General features: G+C 74.0%; 19 protein-coding genes and 3 pseudogenes. 7 read left to right on the top strand and 15 right to left on the bottom strand.

The features are described 5' to 3' along the window. Positions 1–97: 97 nt before the first annotated feature. The 6 genes from KM933_RS36290 to KM933_RS36315 form a co-directional block, all read right to left on the bottom strand. The gene (locus tag KM933_RS36290) at positions 98–1,234 is read right to left on the bottom strand and encodes an AAA family ATPase (protein ID WP_221360968.1); all 1,137 of its coding nucleotides are present in this window, start codon (positions 1,232–1,234) and stop codon (positions 98–100) included. Further along, positions 1,231–2,760: a VMAP-C domain-containing protein gene (locus KM933_RS36295; RefSeq protein ID WP_221360970.1), complete on the bottom strand. Its 1,530-nt coding sequence runs from the start codon at positions 2,758–2,760 to the stop codon at positions 1,231–1,233. The genes KM933_RS36290 and KM933_RS36295 overlap by 4 nt, the downstream gene beginning before the upstream one ends. Continuing rightward, positions 2,757–3,755, bottom strand: coding sequence for an effector-associated domain 2-containing protein (locus tag KM933_RS36300; RefSeq protein ID WP_221360972.1), 999 nt, complete (start codon positions 3,753–3,755; stop codon positions 2,757–2,759). Before KM933_RS36300 ends, KM933_RS36295 begins: the two co-directional genes overlap by 4 nt. Before the next feature lie 157 nt (positions 3,756–3,912). Further along, complete coding sequence (gene crcB / locus KM933_RS36305; RefSeq protein WP_221360974.1) at positions 3,913–4,287, bottom strand: fluoride efflux transporter CrcB; 375 nt, start codon at positions 4,285–4,287, stop codon at positions 3,913–3,915. Further along, the gene (gene crcB, locus KM933_RS36310; protein ID WP_221360976.1) at positions 4,284–4,811 is read right to left on the bottom strand and encodes a fluoride efflux transporter CrcB; all 528 of its coding nucleotides are present in this window, start codon (positions 4,809–4,811) and stop codon (positions 4,284–4,286) included. Before crcB (KM933_RS36310) ends, crcB (KM933_RS36305) begins: the two co-directional genes overlap by 4 nt. 62 nt (positions 4,812–4,873) lie before the next feature. Then, the gene (locus tag KM933_RS36315; protein WP_260334697.1) at positions 4,874–5,308 is read right to left on the bottom strand and encodes a nuclear transport factor 2 family protein; all 435 of its coding nucleotides are present in this window, start codon (positions 5,306–5,308) and stop codon (positions 4,874–4,876) included. 142 nt (positions 5,309–5,450) lie between these two features. On the opposite strand from KM933_RS36315, the gene KM933_RS36320 reads away from it, so the two are divergent. Next, on the top strand, positions 5,451–6,962 hold the full coding sequence (locus tag KM933_RS36320; protein ID WP_221360977.1) for an AMP-binding protein: 1,512 nt from the start codon (positions 5,451–5,453) through the stop codon (positions 6,960–6,962). Between the two features lie 89 nt (positions 6,963–7,051). Here the strand turns inward: KM933_RS36320 and KM933_RS36325 are convergent. Beyond that, positions 7,052–8,037: pseudogene (locus KM933_RS36325) on the bottom strand (glycosyl hydrolase 53 family protein). A gap of 17 nt (positions 8,038–8,054) precedes the next feature. Here KM933_RS36325 and KM933_RS36330 point away from each other — a divergent pair. The 4 genes and pseudogenes from KM933_RS36330 to KM933_RS36345 form a co-directional block, all read left to right on the top strand. Further along, positions 8,055–8,885 (top strand): annotated as a pseudogene (locus tag KM933_RS36330) (LacI family DNA-binding transcriptional regulator); the annotation flags it as partial. 305 nt (positions 8,886–9,190) lie between these two features. After that, positions 9,191–9,775, top strand: a complete 585-nt coding sequence (locus tag KM933_RS36335; protein ID WP_221360979.1) for a TMEM165/GDT1 family protein — start codon at positions 9,191–9,193, stop codon at positions 9,773–9,775. A gap of 123 nt (positions 9,776–9,898) precedes the next feature. Next, entirely contained in the window at positions 9,899–10,249 is a 351-nt protein-coding gene (locus tag KM933_RS36340; protein WP_221360981.1) for a VOC family protein, read from the top strand. Positions 10,250–10,345: 96 nt separating this feature from the next. Then, a complete protein-coding gene (locus KM933_RS36345; protein ID WP_221360982.1) occupies positions 10,346–10,798 on the top strand; it encodes a MarR family winged helix-turn-helix transcriptional regulator in 453 nt (150 codons plus the stop codon). A 33-nt stretch (positions 10,799–10,831) separates the two neighbouring features. Here KM933_RS36345 and KM933_RS36350 read toward each other — a convergent pair whose 3' ends face one another. From KM933_RS36350 to lnt, 5 genes are all read right to left on the bottom strand, one after another. After that, entirely contained in the window at positions 10,832–11,239 is a 408-nt protein-coding gene (locus KM933_RS36350) for an SseB family protein (protein ID WP_221360984.1), read from the bottom strand. Positions 11,240–11,465: 226 nt separating this feature from the next. Continuing rightward, positions 11,466–13,685: an NADP-dependent isocitrate dehydrogenase gene (locus KM933_RS36355; protein ID WP_221360986.1), complete on the bottom strand. Its 2,220-nt coding sequence runs from the start codon at positions 13,683–13,685 to the stop codon at positions 11,466–11,468. Positions 13,686–13,878: 193 nt separating this feature from the next. Further along, positions 13,879–15,402, bottom strand: a complete 1,524-nt coding sequence (locus KM933_RS36360) for a hypothetical protein (RefSeq protein WP_221360996.1) — start codon at positions 15,400–15,402, stop codon at positions 13,879–13,881. Positions 15,403–15,608: 206 nt separating this feature from the next. Next, on the bottom strand, positions 15,609–16,082 hold the full coding sequence (locus KM933_RS36365) for an NUDIX hydrolase (protein ID WP_221361005.1): 474 nt from the start codon (positions 16,080–16,082) through the stop codon (positions 15,609–15,611). A gap of 124 nt (positions 16,083–16,206) precedes the next feature. Next, positions 16,207–17,820, bottom strand: coding sequence for an apolipoprotein N-acyltransferase (lnt, locus tag KM933_RS36370; RefSeq protein WP_221361014.1), 1,614 nt, complete (start codon positions 17,818–17,820; stop codon positions 16,207–16,209). Between the two features lie 221 nt (positions 17,821–18,041). On the opposite strand from lnt, the gene KM933_RS36375 reads away from it, so the two are divergent. Beyond that, positions 18,042–19,121, top strand: coding sequence for an O-antigen ligase family protein (locus KM933_RS36375; RefSeq protein WP_221361016.1), 1,080 nt, complete (start codon positions 18,042–18,044; stop codon positions 19,119–19,121). An 89-nt stretch (positions 19,122–19,210) separates the two neighbouring features. Here KM933_RS36375 and KM933_RS36380 read toward each other — a convergent pair. Together KM933_RS36380 and KM933_RS36385 are read right to left on the bottom strand one after the other, a co-directional pair. After that, positions 19,211–19,808 (bottom strand): annotated as a pseudogene (locus KM933_RS36380) (hypothetical protein). Between the two features lie 142 nt (positions 19,809–19,950). Next, the gene (locus KM933_RS36385) at positions 19,951–20,736 is read right to left on the bottom strand and encodes a glutamate racemase (protein ID WP_221361018.1); all 786 of its coding nucleotides are present in this window, start codon (positions 20,734–20,736) and stop codon (positions 19,951–19,953) included. 58 nt (positions 20,737–20,794) lie between these two features. On the opposite strand from KM933_RS36385, the gene KM933_RS36390 reads away from it, so the two are divergent. Further along, a complete protein-coding gene (locus tag KM933_RS36390) occupies positions 20,795–21,970 on the top strand; it encodes a glycosyltransferase (protein WP_221361020.1) in 1,176 nt (391 codons plus the stop codon). 55 nt (positions 21,971–22,025) lie between these two features. Here the strand turns inward: KM933_RS36390 and KM933_RS36395 are convergent. After that, positions 22,026–22,739, bottom strand: a 714-nt coding sequence (locus KM933_RS36395; RefSeq protein WP_430727420.1) for a TerD family protein, incomplete at its 5' end; no start/stop codon positions are given.

Genomic DNA, 22,739 nt, shown 5'->3' on the forward strand with positions numbered 1-22,739 from the left:
TACGGGGCGGCGGCGTGCCGGCACGCCGCCAGGTACACGGCGTCCTTGAGTTCGAGACAGGACAGGTCCGGCGGGGGCTGCCTCCTGGGACCGCCGGTCATTCCCGCCCCAGTCCGGGCACGGTCCCGTCGAGCCGGTGCCACACGGACTCGACCAGACTCCGCAGGTCGGCGTCCTCCCCCTCGGCGCGGTGGGAGGTGGCCAGATGCACGGAGTTGAGGAGCTGGTCGATCGCGAGGCCGCCCAGTCCCCGGCTGCGCTCCAGGAACCGGGTGATGAGCGGTCCGCCCCATTCCTCGGCCGTCTCCTGGCCGAAATGGGCGGCCAGCATGTCCGCGAGATCCGTCTCGTCGGGCTCCGGCATGGCGAGGAGCAGGCACCTGCGCAGGAAGGCGGGCGGAAATTCACGTTCGCTGTTCGACGTCATGACGACGACGGGGAAGGCGCGGCAGTTCACCGTTCCGCCGGAGATCTCCGCCTCTGCGTCGGGGTCGTCCGTCATGACCCGCACGAGGGGGTTCCTGCGCCGCGCCCGCCGTAACTCCGGAATGGTGTAGGACCCCTCCTCGAAGACACTGAGCAGGTCGTTGGCCAGGTCGAGGTCGCTCTTGTCCAGCTCGTCGACCAGCAGGACCCGCGGTTCGGCGTACGGCAGCAGGGCCGTCCCCAGCGGACCGAGCTGGATGTAGTCGCCCACCGAGGGAGGGGCCGCGGGGGCACGGCCGTCCGGGTCGCCCTCACCGGCCGCCGCGCGCAGGGCCGCGGTGTCCTGCACCCGGCCGATCGCGTCGTACTCGTAGAGTCCGCGGTGCAGTGTGGTCCTGCTCGTGATGTGCCAGCGCAGCACCCGCCCGAGCCGTAGCTCCCGGCTGATCCGGTACGCCAGGCTGGACTTCCCGGTGCCGGGCCGCCCGCTGACGAGCAGGGGACGCCGCAGCATCAGTGCGGCGTTCACCATCTCCGCCTCGCGGTGGGCGAACGCCGACAGGTGTCCGGCGGGCCGGTGCGTGCCGAGCCGCCGGGTGGTCTCCGCGTCGTCCTCCGGGGGCGCGCCGAGCACCGGCCCGCCGTGGAAGGCCCGCCAGGGAGGCGGTGGCGGGAGGAGGTCCCCCAGGGTGGTGTCCCGCAGGGGCTCGCCCGTTCCGCGGTAGATCCACCAGCGGGGCCGGGCGGCGCCGGACGCGGCGGGAGGAGGCGGGGGCTGCCGTACGGGGGTGTCGTCAGGAAGCGTCACGGACCCTCCTCCACGACCGCGGGAGGAACCGCAGGAGTGCCCGCGGGCGCGACAGGCATCCGGTCCGGGTCGTCCCACAGCAGAGCGACATGGCGGCCGACAACAGTTTCCGCTCCAGAATCGCGGTCACTGGACGCTATGCGCAACGCTTTGACGACACCAGGTAATCCACGTGGATCGTAACGGTCCAGCAGATCGCGCAGAGCGGCGCGGAACACCGGGTCGGAGCTTCCCCTGCGGTCCCAGAGCACGACGGGGACACCGGCACGCAGCGCCTCTCCCAACTCGTCCGGACTTCCGTGCGCCCCGCCTTCGCGCTCCGCGCTCCCCGGTGCCCGGCTGAGCACGACCACCGCGGGCGGCGGTTCGGAGAGCAGATGGGCCCGGCCGTCCTCGGGGAACCAGTGGACGCGGCCGGCCCGGTCCTCCGTGAACGCCCGCCACCGGCTGCCCCAGCGGCCGTGCAGATCACGGCGGTCGTGACGGTCCGCGCTGCGCACGACGACGTGGTGATCCTCCCCCAGCACCCCACCCACTCCTTGGAAGGAAGTCTTGCGCCATCGTTCCACGTGGAGATCGAGCAGCGTGCGGGGAAGACAGAATTCGACCGCGAGGTCCGTCCTTCCGTACGCCCACTCGCTCTCGGCGCGGTGGATCAGCTCCCGTACGGCGTTCTCGGCGTTGCGCAGATCGATCCGGCTGTCCGCGCCGCGCTGCTGGTCACCCGGGTGTGCGCGCCACCAGTGCGAGAGCAGGGCCCGGCTGTCGCGGTCGGCGTCGAGCAGCGGCCGCAGCCGGACGACGAGGCAGTCGGCCGGGCTCCACACATCGGTCCGCCAGGGAGCCGCCGTCTTCTCCGCGCCCTCCGCCGCCGGCGGGGCCCCGTCATGGGTGCCGGGGATGTCGGGGGTGTACGGGTCGTGGGCGTCCGCCCAGTCCACCAGGGCGAAGTGCCGGTCGCCGCCGGCGACCAGCGCGAGCTGGCGCAGGAGCTGGAAGCACGGCAGGGTCTCCCCCGGCCGGGCGTTCAGGGACGCGGCGTGCAGGAACACGGCCCAGGGTTCGGTGCAGTGCGCGGGCGCGGCCGGCCTGCCGCGCCCGTGCAGGAAGTCGGAGTACCAGCGCCGCAGGTCGGGCACCTGGACGCCGTCGAGCAGGTCGAAGACCTCGTCCCACTCCTCGGTGGAGAAGAGTTCGACCTCCCAGGCCGCGACCGCCGCCTTGAGCCGCTGGACGCCCGGGGTGTTGCCCTCGCGCACCTCCAGATGGCGTACGAGGGGCGCGAGCCCCGCGGGCCGGGCGCACAGCTCCTCCATGAGCTGGACCAGCAGCCCGCGGCGGGACGTGGGCGCCGTGCTGTCGGCGGCCGTGCGCGCACGGCCGCCGAACCGGCGGAGGATGTCCTGCAGGGCGGCGAGGTCGGCGGGGCGGCTGACGTTCTCCACCTCGTCGACGAGGTACCTCGGCAGTTCCCGCCCCGGCGGGTGGCTCCTCGGGCTGCTCACCAGGACCTCCGCGTCCGTCATCCGGGATCCTCCGGAGCCGCGCCGCCCGTGCAGCAGACCCTGGCCAGTACGGCCAGCGCCGCCGCGGCCGGCGCGGAGCCCCCGCCCAGGCCCTCCACCGCCGCGCGCAGCGCCGCGCACCCGCCGGGCTGGTCCACGCACGCCTGCACGAGGCCCTGCACCTGCTGCCGGGGCCAGGGGTGGTCGGGGACGTTGCGCCGGACGGCGGCGGGCAGCTGCCCGCGCAGGAGCCGCCCGCTGTCGTGGCCGATCTGCGGGACGTCGAGCAGCGCCTCGGCCAGTTCGTACGACTCCTCGACCGACGGCGGCGAGCAGGTCCGCGAGGGCCGTGTGCGCGGGGCGGACGCGCGCAGGGCGTCCGCCAGCGGCGGCCACAGGCGCGCGGCGGCCTCCATCGGCAGCATCCAGGCAATCTTGGCCGTACGGTCCTTGCCGGCCGCGGTGACCAGGCCGACGACCCGCCGGATCGCCGGGTCCCAGACGGCGGCGCCGCTGAAACCGCGCTCGACGGCCGCCCCGGTCGTCCGGACGCCGTCGAGCTGCACCCAGTCCGGGCAGGGGCCGCCGCGCCCGGCCACCCGGGCGGTCGCGACCAGCCCCGCGGGCGCGCCCCGCGGATAGCCGATGATCGCGACGCGCCGCCCGTCGGCCGGGCCGCACCCGGCCACCGGGAGCGGTACCGGACGGGGGTGCGGCCGGGGGCCGCCGGCGCGGGGGGCCAGTACGGCCAGGTCCCCGTGGTCCTCCAGGGCGCGGCCGGGGACGACGTGTCCCAGCGGTGGTGGCGGGGACCAGCCACCGGGCACGGTGCGTACCGTCGCGGACCAGGCACGGCCCGGCAGGTCGACCAGCAGCCCGCCGTCCGGCGCCCGCTCCTCGCCGGGAAGTCCCAGCGCCGCGGCGACGACGTGCGCGCACGTCAGGACATGGACTCCCCTGCCGGCCGGCGCCACCAGCACTCCGGCGCCGTACAGGACTCCGTTCTCGGACAACACCCTCACTTGTCCCTGCTCCGGCCCCACAGTGATCGTCTCCCCCGAGCGTCACGCGTGCCCTTCACCCGCCCCATCAGTGTAGGAGCGGCCCGTGGCAACCAACTCCGTGCCGGGCGGCCGTCGTTGTGTACGAACGTGTACCCGATCACGCCCGGGCCTACCCCCAGAGCGCCGCCGCCACCGCCGCCCCCGCGAAGGCCGCCGCGAGTCCCGCGGCCACGCTCACGACCGCGTTCGCCGCGGCCTGCGGGCGCGCGCCGTCCTCCGCCAGGCGCAGGGTCTCGTACGAGAACGTCGAGTACGTGGTGAGTGCCCCGCACAGGCCCGTGCCGAGCAGCAGCTGGAGCTGCGGGGAGGCCACTCCCGCCGTGACCGCGCCGGTCAGGGTGCCGAGGACCAGGCAGCCGGTGACGTTCACCGTGAGGGTGCCCCAGGGGAAGGCCGAGCCGTGCCGGGACTGCACCGCGCGGTCGGCCAGGTAGCGCAGGGGTGCGCCGATCATGCCGCCGACGACGACCAGCACCCAGTTCACGACGGTCCCCCGCTCCGGTCCGCCACCGCGCCGGTGCCGGTCCCGCCCGGGCCCGCGCAGGCCCGGGTCAGCGCCACGGCCAGCCGGACCGCGGCCAGCGCCGCCAGGAGGGTGGCCGCGAGGTAGGCGAGGGCCGTACGGGGCAGGCCGTCCTGCGTCAGCCGCTGGATGTCGACGGCGTACGTCGAGAAGGTGGTGAAGCCGCCGAGCACCCCGGTGCCGAGGAGGGGGCGGACCAGCCGGTGGACCGTCCACACCTCGGTGACCAGGACCATGAGCACGCCGATCGCGAAGCATCCGGCGACGTTGACCCAGAACGTGGTCCACGGGAAGCCGCCCGCCCGCGCGGGCCAGAGCAGCGCGGCCCCGTAGCGCGCGGACGCGCCCGCCGCGCCGCCCACCGCGACCACCGCGACGACGGGCCCCTGCCCCCGCCACACCGGAGCCCGCCGCACCGGAGCCCGCCGGGCGGACGGGCGGGGCTCCCCGCGGTCGTCCGCCGTCTCGGAGCCGGGGCTGGTCATGGGCGGGTGTCTCCTGGTCGGACGTCTCCTGGCGGACGGGGGACCAGGCTAGCTCCCGGTGGTCAGGCCGCGCCCGGCGCCTCGTCGGTGCCCGGTGCCGCGCCGCCCGCGGCCTCCCCGGTGACGGCGCCGAGGCGGGCCGCCATCGCCGCCTGGAGGGCCCGGGCCCCCGACAGGGGGCGGACCATGACGGTGAAGTCGTCGATCCGGCCGCTCCCGTCGAAGTGCAGCAGGTCGCAGCCCTGGAGGGTGCGGTCCCCCACCCGCGCCTCGAAGACCAGGACGAGGTCGCGGCCGCCGGGGTCCGCGATCTCCCGCACGTAGCGGAAGTCCTCGAACACCTGCATGACGGCGCCCAGGATCGCGGAGGTGACCGCCTTTCCGGCGTACGGCTCGAACACCACCGGGCTGGTGAACACGACGTCCTCGGCGAGCAGGTCGACGAGGGCCGCGTGGTCACCGTCCTCGACGGCCCTGCGGAACGGGTGCGTCATCATCCGCCTCCCACACACTCATACTCAACATTTTGATTAGGTGCGTCGGACAGTACTCGGGAAGCGCGCCAATCCGCAACGGGTCCACGGGGTACGGAAGCGGCCGGGCGAGGTAGGAAGGAACCACCGAACCGGAGGTGCTGTCGTGTACTACCCGCTGACCGTCCGTGACTTCCTCGATCGCGCGGCCCATGCGTACCCGGACCGCGTCGCCGTCGTCGACGAGCCGGAGCAGCCGGGGCCGAGCCTCGGCGAGCCCACCTACCGGCAACTGGCGGCGCTCGCCCGCGCCCAGGCGGCCGCGCTGGACCGGCTGGACGTCCCGGTGGGCGGACGGGTCGCGGTCGTCTCGCAGAACTCGGCCCGGCTGCTCACCTCGTTCTTCGGCGTCTCGGGCTGGGGACGCGTCCTCGTACCGGTGAACTTCCGGCTCACGGGGCCGGAGATCGAGTACATCGTGCGGCACTCCGGCGCCTCGGTCGTCTACGCGGACCCCTCCCGCGCGGAGGTGCTCGACACCCTCGACGTCAAGCACAAGTTCGTCCTCGGCGACGACGAGGACCTCTTCCTGCACGGCACGGAGCCCCGGGAGTGGGCGGAGCCGGACGAGGGCGCGACGGCCAGCGTCAACTACACGTCCGGAACGACCGCCCGCCCCAAGGGGGTCCAGCTCACGCACCGCAACCTGTGGCTGAACTCGGCCGTGTTCGGCCTGCACACCACGATCAGCGACCGTGACGTCTACCTGCACACGCTCCCGATGTTCCACGCCAACGGCTGGGGCATGCCGTACGGCATCACCGGGGTCGGCGGCCGGCACATCGTGCTCCGCCAGATCGACGGGGCCGAGATCCTGCGCCGTGTCGAGCGGCACGGCGTCACCCTGATGTGCGCGGCGCCCGCCGTCCTGAACGCCGTGCTCGACGCCGCCGCCGACTGGCAGGGCGAGATCCCCGGCCGCGACCGGGTGCGGATCGTCTGCGCGGGCGCGCCGCCGCCGACCCGCACGATCGAGCGCGTGACGGCCGAACTGGGCTGGGAGTTCATCCAGATCTACGGGCTCACCGAGACCTCGCCGCTCGTCACGGTCAACCGGGGCCGCGCGGAGTGGGACGGCCTGGAGCCGGCCGAGCGTGCCCGCAGGCTCGGGCGGGCCGGCGTGCCCGCGCTCGGCGTGCGCGTCGACGTCGACGTGGACGGCGAGGTGCTGACCGCGTCCAACCACAACCTGGACGGCTACTGGGAGCAGCCCGAGGAGACGGCGAAGGCCCAGGCGGGCGGCTGGTTCCACACCGGGGACGGTGGATACCTCGACGACGAGGGGTACTTGGTGATCTCCGACCGCAAGAAGGACGTCATCATCTCCGGCGGCGAGAACGTCTCGTCCATCGAGGTGGAGGACGTCATCACCTCGCATCCCGCGGTGCGCGAGGTGGCGGTGATCGGCATTCCGGACGCCAAGTGGGGCGAGCTGGTGACCGCGCTCGTGGTGACGGACGGATCCGGTGTCACCGCCGAGGAGCTGACCGCCCATTGCCGTACGCGGCTCGCCGGGTTCAAGACCCCGAAGCGGATCGATTTCGTGGAGTCGCTGCCGCGCACGGCGACCGGGAAGCTGCAGAAGTTCAAGTTGCGGGAGCCGTTCCGGCGGGACTGAGGAGAACCGCAACGGGGTGGGGCGGAGACGGCTGCCCGTTCGTTTCCGCCCCACCCCGTTGTTCACGTCCGGTGTTCACGTCCGGGCCGTCACCGGTGGCTGAACCACGCCATCGCCGGCAGCGCCCTGTCGTCGTAGCCGAACAGGGCCTGGTTCTCCCAGCCGTTCCCGGACGAGGGGTCCGCCGGGTCCCAGCCGTTGCCGGTCACCGCGGTCCAGGTGGACTCCCGGTAGAAGATGCCGAGGCCGCGGCCGTTCGGGACGGCCTCCACGATGCTCGCCACGTCCTTCATCCACCGGGTCTGGCCGGCCGTCGAGGCGGCGTAGCCGGGGACCAGCTCGCCCGTGAGGTCGATGATGTCCTCGGTGGAGTCCTCGCTGTCCAGCCGGAAGGGGTGGGCCGTCTCGGCGAGGTGCACCGGCTTGCCGTGGCGGGACGCCGCGTCGTCCAGGGTCGTCTGGAGGTCGGCGAGCGTGCCGTGCCAGTAGCCGTAGCAGGACGGCCCGATGGCGTCGGACTTCACACCGTTGGACACGGCGCTGTCGAACCACCGGCGGGTGCCCGCGAGGTCGCCGCCCTCGGCGAGGTGATCGCCACGGCCGTACCGGAGTTGACGGCCCTGACCGCGTCGTGGCCGGAGGTGAGCAGCCCGGCGAGCTGCGACCGGTTCGAGGTGGAGCCCTCGTTCCAGAGCATGCCGCCGTTGATCTCGTTGCCGACCTGCACCATGTCGGCCGTGGTGCCCTGGGCCTTCAGGACGTCGTACGCGTGGTGGTACACGTCCGTCCTCAGCTGACTGCAGGTGTGTCCCGACCAGGCGGTGAGCTTGTAGGTGCCGTTGGTGAGGCCGGAGAGGCACTGGTAGGTCTCCACCTTGTAGGCGGAGACCGCGTAGTGGGTGAGGCGGTGGCTCCCGCTGCGGCCGCCGGACTCGGTGAACGAGGCGGCGTCCTGGCCGGCGGCCGAGTAGGTGGACCAGCCGGCCGGGGTGGCGGTGCCGGTGCCGTCCGACTCGAAGCCGGGGTCGGTGAGGGTGGTGGCCGCGGTGGCGCCCTGCGTAGGGAGGAAGACCAGGGCGAGACCGGCTGCGGGCGAGGTCGGACTCGGTGGGCTTCCTGCTGACCGAGCCGCAGGAGAGGTTCTTCGAGGACCCCGACTTCAACGTGCTGCTGCGGGGCTGTACGCAGGCACTGGCGGCGCACGACATCCCGCTGCTGCCGATGCTGGCGGCCACCGACGACGAGCGGCGCCGCATCACCCGGTACATCACGGCGGGCCACGTCGACGGGGTGCTGCTGGTCTCCAGCCACTCCGGCGACCCGGTGGCCGAGCGGCCGCGCGACGCCGGTGTGCCGCTCGTCATGTGCGGCAAGCCCATCGGCGTCGGCTCCAGGATCAGTTACGTGGCCGCGGACGACCGGGACGGCGCCCGGGACACGGTGCGCCATCTGGTGTCGCTCGGCCGGCGCCGCGTCGGCACGGTGACCGGCCCGCTGGACACCCCCGGCGGTGTCGAGCGGCTGGCCGGCTACCGGGAGGTGCTCACCGAGTCGGGCATCGACCCGGACGAGCGTCTCGTCGTGTCCGGCGACTGCAGCCGGGCGAGCGGTGAGGCGGGCGCCGAGCTCCTCCTGGAGCGGGCGCCGGACATGGACGTGGTCTTCGTGGCCTCCGACCTGATGGCGCAGGGCGTGCTGAGCGTGCTGCACCGGGCGGGCAGGAGCGTCCCCGGGGACGTCGCGGTGGGCGGCTTCGACGACTCCTCGGCGGCGGTCGCGTCGGGCCCCGAGCTCACGACGGTCCGCCAGCCCTACGACCGCATCAGCTCCGAGATGGTCCGGGTGCTGCTCGCGCAGACCGGCGGGGAGGATCCCGCGGCGGTGATCCTGCCGACGGAGCCGGTCAAGCGGCAGCCGACCTGATGCGCCGCCCGCCGCCCGCTCCCCCTCGCACCTGTGTGGCCTGCGCGGATGGCCTGTACACTGAGTGACTGCGAAGGGGAGTAGCCCTGCGAACCGGTCGTCGACACACTGGAGCCCTCGGGTTCCCGGTGGCCGGGCCCCTGTGACCATGTGGCCACACGGGCGGGCGAGACCTTCGGCCAGGCACTGCCGTGTCCGCGATCCCGCGGCGCACCCGTCGTGCCGGGCCGATCGGTTCTCCCGTCGCCCCGGCCGAGGGCGCTTCGCGAGGATCCGGGGGCCCGGCCCTACAGAAAGCCACCGGAATGCCTCTCGACCCTCTGGCGATCCTCACCGCCTTCGGGCTGATCTTCCTCGCCGAACTGCCCGACAAGACGATGTTCGCGTCGCTCGCCATGGGCACCCGCATGCGGCCCCTCCACGTGTGGTTCGGTACGTCCACCGCGTTCCTCGTCCACGTCGCCATCGCCGTCGGCGCCGGAAGCCTCATCGGCCTGCTGCCCGACTGGACCGTCAAGTCGGTCTCGGCCGCGCTCTTCGCGTTCGGCGCGTTCATGCTGCTGCGCGGGGACGGGGACGACGGGGAGGAGGACGCCGACGGCCGGACCGTCACCGGGTTCTGGCCCGTGTACACGACCGCCTTCATGGCCGTCTTCATCAGCGAGTGGGGTGATCTGACGCAGATCACGACCGCCAACCTCGCGGCCACGAACGGGATCGCGTCCGTGGCCGTCGGTTCCGCGGCGGCCCTCATGTCGGTCTCGGCGCTGGCACTGCTGGCCGGCCGCTTCATCGCCAAGCGGGTGCCGCTCAAGACCGTGCAGCGGATCGGCGGCGTCTGCATGCTCGGCCTCGCCGTCTGGTCGGTGGTGGAGATCTTCACGGGCTGACGACCGGTCAGGATCGGAGAAGCGGTCGCGCGCCTCCCGGCCGTAGCGTGAGGACACCGGCGGGAAACCGGCGGGAAACCGGCGGGGACCGCCGGCGGAATCACGTCAACGGAGGAGTCCGTCATGCCCGAAGGTCTCAGGACCATCACCTACCCCGTCGAGGACCTCGTCCCGGCCAAGGCCCTGTTCGGCGCGCTCCTGGGGGTGGAGCCGTACGTGGACGAGGCGTACTACGTGGGCTTCCGGGCGCCGGGGCGGCCGGAGGTCGGACTGGACCCCCACGGTCACGCCAAGGGCCTGACCGGACCGGTCCCCTACTGGCACGTCGCCGACGTCAGGGCGACCCTGGCCGCTCTCGTGGACGCGGGCGCCGAGGTGGTCCAGGACGTGCAGGACGTCGGCGGCGGCATGCTGATCGCGTCCGTGAAGGACGCGGACGGCAACGCGGTGGGGCTCGCGCAGGAGGCGTCCTGAGCCGGGCGGAGCACCTCGCGGACCGGACCGACAGTCATATGCAACTGCACTAGTTGCATGCTCAACAAATGGTCCCTTCTCTGTTACCGTGCGGACATGGCAGCAGAGAAGACCGCTCCCCGGCTCGAGGACCAGTGGCGGGACATCCTGTCGGTGCACGCCCGCACCATGTGCGAGATCGACCGTGAACTGCATCCGCACGGTCTGTGCGCCAGTGACTTCGAGGTGCTCGACATCCTCGCGTCGAACACCTCGAACACCTCGAACACCTCGAACACGCCGGACGCGCCGGACACGTCGGCCGCGGGTCCGGTGTGGGCCGGGCCGTGCCGGGTGCAGAACATCGCCGACCGTGTCCATCTGAGCCAGAGCGCCCTCTCCCGCCTGATCGGACGCCTGGAGCGGGAGGGGCTGGTGGAGCGGAGCGTCTGCCTGGAGGACCGCCGCGGGGTCTGGGTCGCCCTCACCCGGAAGGGTCATGACCTGCACACCCGGGTGCGCCCGCTCCAGCGCGCCGTCCTGGCGCGCATGCTGCCCGGCGCCCGCTGAGGTCCCGCCCGGCGGGACGACGTCCCGCCGGGCTCAGGCGCCGGGGCGTGCCAGCAGGGTGCGTACGCCCCGGGAGTCGAGCGTCAGACCGTGCGGCGTACTGCCGTCGATGGTCAGGGAGAGGTCACCGGCGGGCCACTGCGCGGCGAGCACCCCCAGCGGTACCAGACGGTAGCGCGACACGGACGGCAGCAGCTCGGCCATGGTCACCTCGGAGGTGAACACCGGGACCAGGGGGTCCGCCCCCGGCTGTTCGAGAACCGGCAGCGCCACCGTGGTGGGGTCGTCCGCCGTCTCGTCGTCAGCGTCGTCGGGCACCGGGACCAGCACCTCGCTCCCGGCCAGCGTGTCCAGCGCGGCACCGTCCTCGGCGTTCTCGGCCAGGGCGCTCAGCGCGCGCCGGGCCTCCACCGCGGCGCGGTCGTTCGAGGGGATCTGCATCACATGTCCAGACGTAGGGGGAACAGGCCGCCCGTGCCGGTCCGCGGCCCGGGCGCGGCTGGTCGCCTACCCGGCACCGGGAGTGCCATGCCCACTGCCCGGGCACGGGCCGCTCATGACGGTTCCCCGCGCCCCTGGTCCTCCAGGGGCGCGGGGAACCGCGCGACCGGCCACGGCGCACCGGCGGACGAATCCCGGGCGCGCGGCCACATGCCGGGGCCGGGGCTCAGGCGAGCGTGGCCAGCGCGGCGTTGAGCGTCGCGGACGGCCGCATGACGGCCTCGGCCCTGGCCGGGTCGGGCCGGTAGTAGCCGCCGATCTCGGCGGGCGCCCCCTGCACCGCGTTCAGCTCGGCGACGATCGTCTCCTCCTGCGAGGTGAGCGTCTCCGCGAGCGGCGCGACGACCTTCGCGAGGTCGGCGTCGTCGGTCTGCCGGGCCAGCTCCTGGGCCCAGTAGAGGGCGAGGTAGAAGTGGCTGCCGCGGTTGTCGATGCCGCCGAGGCGACGGCTCGGCGACTTGTCGTTCTCCAGGAACGTGGCCGTCGCGCGGTCCAGGGTGTCGGCCAGGACCTGTGCGCGCGCGTTGTCCGTGGTCTGCGCGAGGTGCTCGAAGCTGGACGCCAGCGCCAGGAACTCGCCCAGGCTGTCCCAGCGCAGGTAGTCCTCCTTGACCAGCTGCTGCACGTGCTTGGGCGCGGAGCCGCCGGCGCCCGTCTCGAAGAGGCCGCCGCCGTTCATCAGCGGGACGATCGAGAGCATCTTGGCGCTGGTGCCCAGCTCCAGGATCGGGAACAGGTCGGTCAGGTAGTCGCGCAGGACGTTGCCGGTGACCGAGATGGTGTTCTCGCCGCGGCGGATGCGCTCCACGGAGAGCCTGGTCGCCTCGACCGGGGACAGGATCTTGATGTCCAGGCCCTCGGTGTCGTGCTCCGGCAGGTACGCGTTGACCTTGGCGATGAGCTGCGCGTCGTGGGCGCGGGTCTCGTCCAGCCAGAAGACGGCCGGGTCGCCGGTGGCACGGGCGCGGGTGACGGCCAGCTTGACCCAGTCCCGGATCGGGTCGTCCTTGGTCTGGCAGGCGCGGAAGATGTCGCCGGCCGAGACCGCCTGCTCCAGCACGACGTTCCCGGCCTCGTCGACGAGGCGGACCGTGCCGGTGGCCGGGATCTCGAAGGTCTTGTCGTGGCTGCCGTACTCCTCGGCCTTCTGCGCCATCAGGCCGACGTTCGGGACCGAGCCCATGGTCGACGGGTCGAAGGCGCCGTTGGTCCGGCAGTCGTCGATGACGACCTGGTAGACACCGGCGTAGCTGCTGTCCGGGAGGACCGCGAGGGTGTCGGCCTCCTGGCCGTCCGGGCCCCACATGTGACCGGAGGTGCGGATCATCGCCGGCATGGACGCGTCGACGATGACGTCGGAGGGGACGTGCAGGTTGGTGATGCCCTTGTCGGAGTCGACCATCGCGAGCTCCGGGCCCTCGGCGAGCTCGGCGTCGAAGGACGCCTTGATCCCGGCGCCGTCGGGGAGGGACTCCAGGCCCTTGTAGATGCCGCCGAGGCCGTCGTTCGGGGTCAGGCCGGCGGCCGCGAGGGTCTCGCCGTACCGCGCGAACGTCTTCGGGAAGAAGGCGCGCACCACGTGGCCGAAGACGATCGGGTCGGAGACCTTCATCATGGTGGCCTTGAGGTGCACGGAGAACAGCACACCGTCGGCCTTGGCCCGGGCGATCTGCGCGGTGAGGAACTCGCGCAGCGCGGCGACGTGCATGACGGAGGCGTCGACGACCTCGCCCGCGAGGACGGGCACGGACTCGCGCAGGACGGTGGTGGAGCCGTCGTCGCCGGACAGCTCGATGCGCAGGGTGCCGGCCTCGGAGATCACCGTCGACTTCTCGGTGGAGCGGAAGTCGTCGACGCCCATGGTCGCGACGTTCGTCTTCGAGTCGGCGCTCCAGGCGCCCATGCGGTGCGGGTGGGCCTTGGCGTAGTTCTTGACCGACGCGGGGGCGCGGCGGTCGGAGTTGCCCTCGCGCAGCACCGGGTTCACGGCGCTGCCCTTGACCTTGTCGTAGCGGGCGCGGACGTCGCGCTGCTCGTCGGTCTTCGGGTCGTCCGGGTAGTCCGGCAGCGCGTAGCCCTGCGACTGCAGCTCGGCGACCGCGGCCTTCAGCTGCGGGATCGAGGCCGAGATGTTCGGCAGCTTGATGATGTTGGCCTCGGGCGTCTTGGCCAGTTCACCCAGCTCGGCGAGGGCGTCGGGGATGCGCTGCCCCTCCTCCAGGTACTCGGGGAAGAGGGCGATGATCCGCCCGGCCAGCGAGATGTCACGGGTCTCCACAGTGACGCCGGCCTGCGACGCGTACGCCTGGACCACCGGCAAGAACGAATAGGTCGCCAGGGCCGGGGCCTCGTCAGTGTGCGTGTAGATGATGGTCGAGTCAGTCACCGGGTGCTCCGCTCCACGTCTGCAACATTGCTCGACATCAAGATATCTCGTGATGCGGTCCCACCGGACAGGAGGCCGCACAACTCCGCCACGGTCCGGTCGCCGGAGGTCGGTCCCGGTCGCCGGAGGCCGGGTCCGATCGTGACGGCTGAGCGCGGTGGGCTCAGTGCCGGTGGACTCAGTGCCGGTGGACTCAGTGCCGGTCGGCCGAGTCGCGGTGGTCCCCGGCCGGTGGTGGCGCGACGTGGAGGACGAGGCCGCCGCCGCGGTGCCGTGCCCAGTCGCGGGCGAACCCGGGCGGCCGCTTCCCGTCCGTCGTGACGACCGCCGCCGGGTGCTGCCGGGCGGCCCGCACGATGTCCGCGCGGGTGGTGTTGGCGTTGTGCCCGTGGGTCTGGACGGAGCGGCACCCGGCGTAGAAGCCGATCGGGGTCGCCCGGTGGCCGGTGAGCAGACACGGCGGCCGTACGCCCAGGCGGTGCAGTTCGGCCGCCGCGCGGGCCCAGTCGCGGCGGTTGGCGGTGGTGCGGTCCACGGTCGCGTCGAGCACGGCGTACTGCACGGCCAGGTGCCCGGCGAGACCGAGTGCCACCAGTGCCGCGGCCACCGGCCGCCGCTTCCGGCCCGCCCCGGTGACCAGGTGGACGAGGGCGTCGGCGACCGGGAGGGCGAGCAGCGCGTAGAAGGGCAGCAGGAAGCGCGGGGCCGCGTACCCGATCATGAACAGGTACGGGATGCCGGCCGTCGCGGCGCAGGCCGCCGGCAGGAGCGAGGGAAGGGCACGCCGGGCCCTGACCGCGACCGCCAGTCCGCAGACGGCGAGCAGCGGCAGGACGAACCACCAGACGACGACCCAGGCGGACGGCACCGATGCGGTGCACGGGCGGCACAGGGTGCGCCCGCCGAGGCTGCGCAGCTGGTCGAGGACGGCGATGTTCCAGCCCAGTCCGCCCTGGATCCCCGACGCGTCCGCCAGCCGGGCGCCGAGGCCGCCGTAGGCGAGGTGCGCCTCCACGGCCCACTGGACGACACCGGAGGCGAGTCCCGCCGCGAGCGCCGCGGGCAGGGCCGGCCGCCGCCGTCCGCGGGTGCACGCCAGTACGCCGAACAGCGGGAGCGCGATCCAGACGGCGTCGGCGGGCCGCATCCACGCCATCAGCGCCGCGCCCGCCCCCGCACCCCACAGCGCCGCCCGGTCGCGGTGGTCGGCGCGGGCGCGCAGGAAGCAGCCGACGACGGCGAGCGCCCCGATGGCGACCCAGTAGTTGGGCATGGCCTGCGGCCCGTAGAAGAGAGTCACCCACAAGGTGGCGAACAGTGCGCCGGCGGCGGCGAGGACGCGGGCGGGGAAGAGCCCCCGCCAGGCGCGCAGAGCCAGGTGGAGACCGAGGCCGGACAGCACCGCCAGGAAGATCCGCAGCAGCTCCGTCGAGGAGGACCACGAGGCGATCGGCGCCACCAGCAGGACGACGCCGCGGGCCCGCGGAGCGCTGAAGAACGCCGCCGGCGCATGGCCGCTGACCTGGCTGACATACACCGTCTCGTCCCAGCCGAGCCCCATGCCCGGCCGTACGATCACCAGTTGGGCCAGTGTGAAGGCCGCCGCCACCACCGCCGGCCAGTGCCGGCTCCCGGCGCCCGGCCCGGTGCGTACCACGGCCGACAGCGTGCGGGGGTGCCCGGTCCCGGCGAGCGGGGTGTTCAGGGTCCTGGCCATCGTCCACCTTTCGTCCCTGGGAACGCGCGGTCGCCCTCCGTGCCGCGCCGCACGGCACGGCACGGCACGGAAGGCAGTACGCGTCAAATGGTGAGAAACAGGGACAAATTAACTCGGGCGGTTCAGATGCGCAGGATGAAGATCGGGCATTCCGACCATCTGGCCGTCCGGTCGGCGGAACAGCTCCCGCAGCACGCTCCCGCGGCTCAGACCGCGGGGTCGAACCAGGTGGGCTCGTCGGACAGCGCCTGCTTGATCCGGGACAGCGCGTGCTCGTTCAGCTCCGGCAGCGCGTCCACGTCGAACCAGCCGACCTCCAGCGATTCGTCGTCGTTGACGCGGGCCTCGCCGCCGACGGCCCGGCACCGCAGGGTGATGTCCATGAACTGGCAGACGTCCCCGTTGGGATAGGTGATCGGCTTCAGGGCCTGGACGAGTACGACGCGCTCGACGACGCACCGGACGCCCGTCTCCTCGTGGACCTCCCGGACGGCGCAGGCAGCGGGCTGCTCCCCCGGCTCCGACATCCCGGCGATGACGGCCCACCTGCCGGTGTCGGCCCGGCGTCCGAGGAGGACTCTGCCCTCGTCGTCGAGGACGACGGCGGTCACACCGGGGAGCCAGAGCAGTTGCTGGCCCGCGCTGGCCCGGATCGTACGGATGAAGTCAGGAGTAGCCATGCGCCGACCCTAATGGCCGGGGACCGGCGCTCACGGGCCGGTTCCCCCGCCCGGCCGCGTTGTGCGCACGTCCGCCCGGCCGTGTCCCGCGCACGTCCACCCGGCGGACGGCCGCGGCGGGCGGCTACCGGCGGGCGGCGCGCCGTCCGCGCACCGCCGGCACCGCCACGAGGCCGAGTCCGCCCGCCGCGACCAGGACGAGCAGGACCTCGGGCACGGTCCCCAGGCGCGTCGCGGGGGTCTCGGAGGAGCGCAGGGGCACCTCCTGGACGAGCGAGTCCGCCACGAACATGCCGGTCCGCCGGGTGATCCTCCCGTCCGGCATGATCACGGCGCTGACGCCGCTGGTCACCGGGACGGTGACGGTGCGGCTGTGCTCGACGGCGCGGACACGGGACATGGCGAGCTGCTGGTAGGTCATCTCGCTGCGGTCGAACGTGGCGTTGTTGCTCGGTACGGAGATCATCTGCGCACCGCTCGTGACGGTGTCGCGCACGGCCCAGTCGAAGGCCGCTTCGTAGCAGGTGGCGAGGCCGACCGGAGTGCCCGCCAGGGTGAAGACGCCCGGCTCGTCGCCCCGGCTGAAGTCCTGGCGGACCATGGAGGTCCAGTTCTCGTTCAGGGCGCCGACGAGCGAGCGCATCGGGAGGTACTCGCCGAACGGCTGGACCTGCCGCTTGTCGTAGGTGGCGCCGGGGCCCTTCACCGGGTCCCACAGGATCTGCTCGTTGTAGAGCCTGCCGTCCTTCTCCACGACCCCGCCGACCGAGATGGGTGCGCCGATCGCCTTGGCGGCCCCGTCGATCACGGCGTGGGCGTCGGCGTTGCGGAACGGGTCGATGTCGGAGGAGTTCTCCGGCCACAGGACGAAGTCGGGCCGGGCCACCTCGCCCGCCCGGACCCGCGCGGCGAGGCGTTCGGTCTCCCGCACGTGGTGGTCGAGGACGGCGCGCCGCTGGGCGTTGAAGTCGAGGCCCGCGCGCGGCACGTTGCCCTGCACCACGGCGACGGTCGCGGTGCCCTCCTCGGCCCGGTCGCTGACCAGGGGGCGGGCGGCCAGGGCGCCCGCCACGGGGAGGACGAGGGCGAGCAGGGCCACCGCGGCGGCTCCCCGGCGTACGGCGCGGGTGCGCCGGGTCTCCAGGCACAGCCGGACGGTGTCGTACAGGCCGAAGCCGCACAGGACCGCCGCGAACCCGAGCACCGGGGTGCCGCCCAGCGCCGCGAGCGGCAGGAAGACGCCGTCCGCCTGGCCGAAGGCGACCTTGCCCCAGGGGAAGCCGCCGAACGGCACGCGCGCGCGTGCGGCCTCTCCGGCGATCCACAGGGCGGCGGCCCACACGGGGCGGCCGGGCAGTTTCGACACGGCCGCGATGCCCGCGCCGACGAGCGCCACGTACACCGCCTCGACGACGACGAGCGCCAGCCACGGGCCGGGGCCGACCTCCACGCCGGTCCACACGAGCAGCGGGAGCAGGAAGCCGAGGCCGAAGAGGTAGCCGAGCCCGAGGGCCGCCTTCCAGGTGCGGCCGTGCAGGCACCAGGCGAGGACCGCGAAGGCCGGCAGGGCGAGCCACCACAGGGTGCGCGGCGGGAAACTGACGTACAGCAGCACCCCGGAGAGCGCCGCGGCGGCGGCCGGAACGAGCCGTCGCGCCAGGGCGGCGACCCGCGGAACGGGCCGGGCCTGCGGTGCGAGCTGTTCCGGCTCGTCTACGGGAGTCGCTGTGGCGGTCACTCCGGGAGTGTACGGCGCACGGCCGAAGCGCCGGCGGCGTGGCCCCCGGCGCCGGCCGGGACACCTGTCCCCACAGCAGCCGCATCGTTTCTGCGCAACTCGTCCACAAACCGGCGCATCACCCGTTACGGTGTGCCGGAGCCTTCGGCGCGCGGGCCGTTTCCGGCCGGGCGGACGGGGTTCGTCATGGGTCGGGGGGCGTCGGGGTGGGGTCCACGGGGATGGCTTCGACGGCCGGTCCGGCGTCGGCGCACGAAAGACGCAGCGCGTCGGACGCGACGGGGGTCGTGGTGCTGGGGGCCTGCGCCGCCTGGTCCCTGATCACGGCCGCGGCGCACGGCGGCCGGCCCGAGGGGGTGCTGCTGGCGGTGCTGGCCGTGGCCGCCGGCTATGCCTCGGGGCGGATCTGCGGCGAGCTGCTGCCGGTCGCCTCGCCCGTCGTGGGCGCGTTCGCCGGACTGGGGCTGGCCGTGGCCGCCCCGCACATCGATCCGGGCAGCCAGCCGGCCTCGCCGCTGGGTCAGACCGGGGCGACGGCCGCGCTGCTGACCCTGTCCGCGGGGGCCGCGTGCTGTGCGGCCTGGGCGGCGCGGCCGCCGGGGCCGCGGTTCTGTCTGCGGCTGCTGGCGGCCGGTGTCGCGGTCGCCGCGGCCGTCCTGGGATCGATCCCGGGGTCCGTGGCCTGTCTGGGGGTGCTGCTCTGCTCGCTCGCCGCGGACCGGGTGCGCCGCCGGGCCGTGGGGCTCGGCGGGCTCGCGCTCGCCGTGGCCCTGGTGACCGGGGCGACCTGGGCGATCGCGGAGGACGCGCTGCCGGACGGCCCGACCTCCTCCCTGGAGGGCCAGCTCACCCGGCACCGGGTGCTGCTGTGGCGCGACGCGCTCGGCATGGCGGGCCGGGAGCCTGGCCTGGGCGCCGGGCCGGGCCGCTTCGCGGAACTGAGCGCCACGGCCGCGGAGGCCGTGCCGCCGTCCGACGGCAAGCCCCACTCGGCGCCGTTCCAGCAGGCCGCCGAGCAGGGTGTGCCGGGGGTCGTCCTGCTCGCCGCGGTATTCGGCTGGATCCTGTACGCGCTGTGGAGGTCACCGCGCTCCACACCGGTCGTCCTCACCGCGGGCGCCGCGCTGACGGCGCTGGCCGCGATGGCCGCGGTCGGCAACGCGCTCAGCTTCACGACGGTGACGGCGGGCGCGGGCCTGCTGGCGGGGCTGGCCACGGCACGCCCTGCACCGGCGACCCCGCCGGTGCCACCGGAGGACCCCCCGGAGGACCGGGCGGACGGCGCCCGGATGAACCACTGAGCCGCCTGCACCGCACACGACGGCGCCGCCGGGCCCCGGCGGGCCGGACACGGCCCCGGCGACACCACCCGGCGCCGACCGCGGCCGCGTCAGCCCGTGCGGCCCGTCGTCGCGGTGCGGAGCCGGTCGCGGATCACCCGTACCGCCGCCTCCGCGTCGTCCACCGTGATCGTGAACGTGTGGCCGTCGCCCAGGCGGAGCACCAGGCCCTCGCCCCGCCGCACGACCACCGCGGTGCCCTGGTCGGGGCGCCAGCGGTAACCCCAGCCGCCCCACTGGCGCGGGGTGACCCGGGGTGCGAAGTCGGCGCCCGCGATGTGCGAGAGCGGGATGCGGCGGCGCGGCAGGCCCATGTGGCCGCAGCGCACTTCGAGGCACTCCTCGTCGACCTTCACGGCGACATGGACGAACGCGAGCGTGCCGAAGAGGACCAGGAGCNACATGGACGAACGCGAGCGTGCCGAAGAGGACCAGGAGCCCTGCCGCGATGCAGCCGACCACGGACATGGCGAGCGGGGCGACGCCCGACGTCCACGCCGAGTCGACGGCCAGCTCGACGCCCAGTGCCAGGCACGCGGCCCCGAGGCACGCGAGCAGCCACTGCACGCGGTTGGACGCGCGGCCGTGCCAGACCTCGGGATGCGGGGCGTCGGCAGCGCCCTGTCCGCCCTGGGGGTGGTCCGTCATGTCATCGAGCGTACTCAGGTTCCGCACGGCGGGCACCTGGTCGCGGGCTGCCGGCGCTCCCCGCGGAGGCATGCCTTCCGCCGAGTGCGCCCGGCGCGTGCGCGGCGCCCGGCACCCGGCGCGCGGCGCCAGTGTGCGGGGTTCAGTGCGCGGGGCTGACCGCCTGCAGCAGCATGCCCTCGTCGTACGTCAGCGCCGTGGCGGGCAGTACGTCCTCGCGTCCGCCGAGCAGCACGGTGACCGTGCCCCGGCCGGGGGCCCCGGGGGCGGGCGCCGCGCCGATCCTGCGCAGCGCCTGGGCGGCCACGGCACCGGCGGAGCCGTGCAGGGCGAGGGGCGCCGCGCCGTTCCCCCGCACGGCCGCGCGGATGCGCTCGGCGACCAGCTCGTAGTGGGTGCAGCCCAGGACGACGGCCCGCACGTCCGCGGGGGTGCGCGCCGCGGCCGCGGCGACGGCGGCGTCGACGGCCGCGTGGTCGGCGTGCTCGACGGCGTCCGCCAGTCCGGGGCAGGGCACCTCGGTGACGTCCACTCCGCCGGCGAACTCACGGATGAGCGCGCGCTGGTAGGGGCTGCCGGTGGTGGCGGGCGTGGCCCAGATCGCGACGGGCCCGCCGCCGGCCGCGGCCGGCTTGATCGCCGGTACCGTGCCGATGACGGGCACCCCGGGCTCCAGGCGGGCGCGCAGTGCGGGCAGCGCGTGCACGGAAGCGGTGTTGCAGGCGACGATCAGCGCGTCGGGCCGGTACGCGGCGGCCGCCTCCGCGACGGCGAGGGCGCGCGCGGCCACCTCCTTCGGGGTGAAGCGTCCCCAGGGCATGCTGCCGGGGTCCGAGGAGAGGACGAGCTCCGCGTCCGGGCGCAGCCGGCGCACCGCGGCGGCCGCCGCGAGCAGTCCCGTTCCGGAGTCCATGAGCGCGATCTTCACCCGGTCACCATAGTCGATCCGCCTCCACGGGCGGCCGGGGTGCGGCAGACTGCGGCGGATGAGCGTCCTCGCGTGGACCGCCGCCGGATCGCTGGCCGCCTGGCTGTGGCTCCTCCTCGGCCAGGGCTTCTTCTGGCGCACGGACGTCCGGCTGCCACCGCGCCGGGACCCGGCCGGCTGGCCGTCCGTGTGCGTCGTCGTACCGGCGCGCGACGAGGCGGCCGTGCTGCCCGGCAGCCTGCCGTCGCTCCTCGCGCAGGAGTACCCGGGGCGGGCCGAGGTCCTCCTCGTCGACGACGGCAGCTCGGACGGCACCGGGGAGCTGGCCCGTGAGCTGGGGCGGCGGCACGGCGGGCTGCCGCTGACCGTCACCTCGCCCGGCGAACCGCCCGCGGGCTGGACCGGCAAGCTCTGGGCCGTGCGGCACGGCATCGGCCTGGCACGCGCGCGCGATCCCGGGTTCCTGCTGCTCACGGACGCGGACATCGCCCATGCGCCGGACAGCCTGCGGGAGCTGGTGGCCGCGGCCGTCACGGGCGGCTTCGACCTGGTCTCCCAGATGGCCCGGCTGCGCGTGGAGACCTTCTGGGAACGGCTCGTGGTACCCGCCTTCGTGTACTTCTTCGCCCAGCTGTACCCGTTCCGGTGGATCTCCCGGCCGGGTTCTCGGACCGCCGCCGCGGCGGGCGGCTGTGTCCTGCTGCGGACCTCGGCCGCCGAGCGGGCCCGGATCCCGGACGCCGTCCGGCAGGCCGTCATCGACGACGTGGCGGTGGCGCGGGCCGTGAAGGACTCGGGAGGGCGCGTCTGGCTGGGGCTCGCCGAGCGGGTCGACAGCGTGCGCCCCTATCCGCGGCTGCACGACCTGTGGCGGATGGTCTCGCGCAGCGCGTACGCCCAGCTGCGGCACAGCCCGCTGCTGCTGGCCGGGACCGTGGCCGGTCTCGTCCTGGTGTACCTGGTGCCGCCGGTGGCCCTCCTCGCGGGGCTCGCGACGGGCGGTCGCACGGCGGCGGCGGCCGGCGGGGCGGCCTGGCTGCTGATGACGGCGACGTACCTGCCGATGCTGCGCCACTACCGGCAGCCGCTCCTGCTGGCCCCGCTGCTGCCGGTCACCGCCCTGCTGTACCTCCTCATGACCGTGGACTCCGCGGTGCAGCACCGCAGGGGACGTGGCGCGGCCTGGAAGGGCCGCACCTACGCCCGCCCGGACACGGCCCCCGAACAGCCCTGAACCCGTCCGGCGGACGCGTCCGCGCCCTCCACGGACACGGACACGTCCGGCCGGCTCACTTGCGGCCCGGGGTCCAGTTCATGCCCCACCCGTAGGCGTGGTCCACGGTGCGCTGCGGGCTCACCCCGCGGTCGGGGACGAGGAAGCGCGCCTCACGCTGGACGACGAGGTCGTCGCCGGTGTTCGTGATGAGGGCGAGGGCGCACACGGTCGAGGGCACGGTGCACTCGCCGAGCGAGAAGTCGACGGGCGCGCCGTGCAGCGGCTGGAGGGTCACCGTGGCGTCCAGGTCGGCGAAGGAGCGCGCCCCTTCGTAGATGGTCACGAAGATGAGGATGCGGCGGAAGTACCGGGTGTGGTCGAGGTTGACGCTGATGTTCTCGCCGCTCGACGAGGCGCCGGTGCGGTCGTCGCCGTCGAGGTGGACGAACGGCGGCTGGTGCAGCGATCCGAAGGCGTTGCCCAGGGCCTGGACGACGCCCTTGCTGCCGTCGGAGAGCTCGTAGAGCGCGCACAGGTCGAGGTCGAGGTCCGCGTGCATGGCGATGGCCCGGCCGAGTTTGGCCTGCCAGCCGGAGAACTGCTTGCGCACCGTCCAGTTGAGGTTCACGCGCATCACGCCGGAGGTGCCGCCCTGCTTGGTGAGGGAGACGGACGGCGCGTCCTTGGTGAGCGTGACCTTGGTCAGGCGTACGGGGGCCGCGGGCGGCGCCGCGGGGGCGGGCGGCGGGGTCGCCCGCGCGGCCGCGGCCGGCGGGACCGCCGGGAC

The organism is Streptomyces beigongshangae (assembly GCF_019710745.1).
Classification (GTDB): Bacteria; Actinomycetota; Actinomycetes; order Streptomycetales; family Streptomycetaceae; genus Streptomyces; species Streptomyces beigongshangae.

Coding starts and splice junctions, on each gene's coding strand:
- KM933_RS36365 (WP_221361005.1), bottom strand. CDS start 16,082: ATGGCTACTCCTGACTTCATCCGTACGATCCGGGCCAGCGCGGGCCAG.
- KM933_RS36295 (WP_221360970.1), bottom strand. CDS start 2,760: ATGACGGACGCGGAGGTCCTGGTGAGCAGCCCGAGGAGCCACCCGCCG.
- KM933_RS36335 (WP_221360979.1), top strand. CDS start 9,191: ATGCCTCTCGACCCTCTGGCGATCCTCACCGCCTTCGGGCTGATCTTC.
- KM933_RS36390 (WP_221361020.1), top strand. CDS start 20,795: ATGAGCGTCCTCGCGTGGACCGCCGCCGGATCGCTGGCCGCCTGGCTG.
- crcB (WP_221360976.1), bottom strand. CDS start 4,811: ATGACCAGCCCCGGCTCCGAGACGGCGGACGACCGCGGGGAGCCCCGC.
- KM933_RS36315 (WP_260334697.1), bottom strand. CDS start 5,308: ATGATGACGCACCCGTTCCGCAGGGCCGTCGAGGACGGTGACCACGCG.
- KM933_RS36345 (WP_221360982.1), top strand. CDS start 10,346: ATGGCAGCAGAGAAGACCGCTCCCCGGCTCGAGGACCAGTGGCGGGAC.
- KM933_RS36350 (WP_221360984.1), bottom strand. CDS start 11,239: ATGCAGATCCCCTCGAACGACCGCGCCGCGGTGGAGGCCCGGCGCGCG.
- KM933_RS36340 (WP_221360981.1), top strand. CDS start 9,899: ATGCCCGAAGGTCTCAGGACCATCACCTACCCCGTCGAGGACCTCGTC.
- KM933_RS36360 (WP_221360996.1), bottom strand. CDS start 15,402: ATGGCCAGGACCCTGAACACCCCGCTCGCCGGGACCGGGCACCCCCGC.
- KM933_RS36375 (WP_221361016.1), top strand. CDS start 18,042: ATGGCTTCGACGGCCGGTCCGGCGTCGGCGCACGAAAGACGCAGCGCG.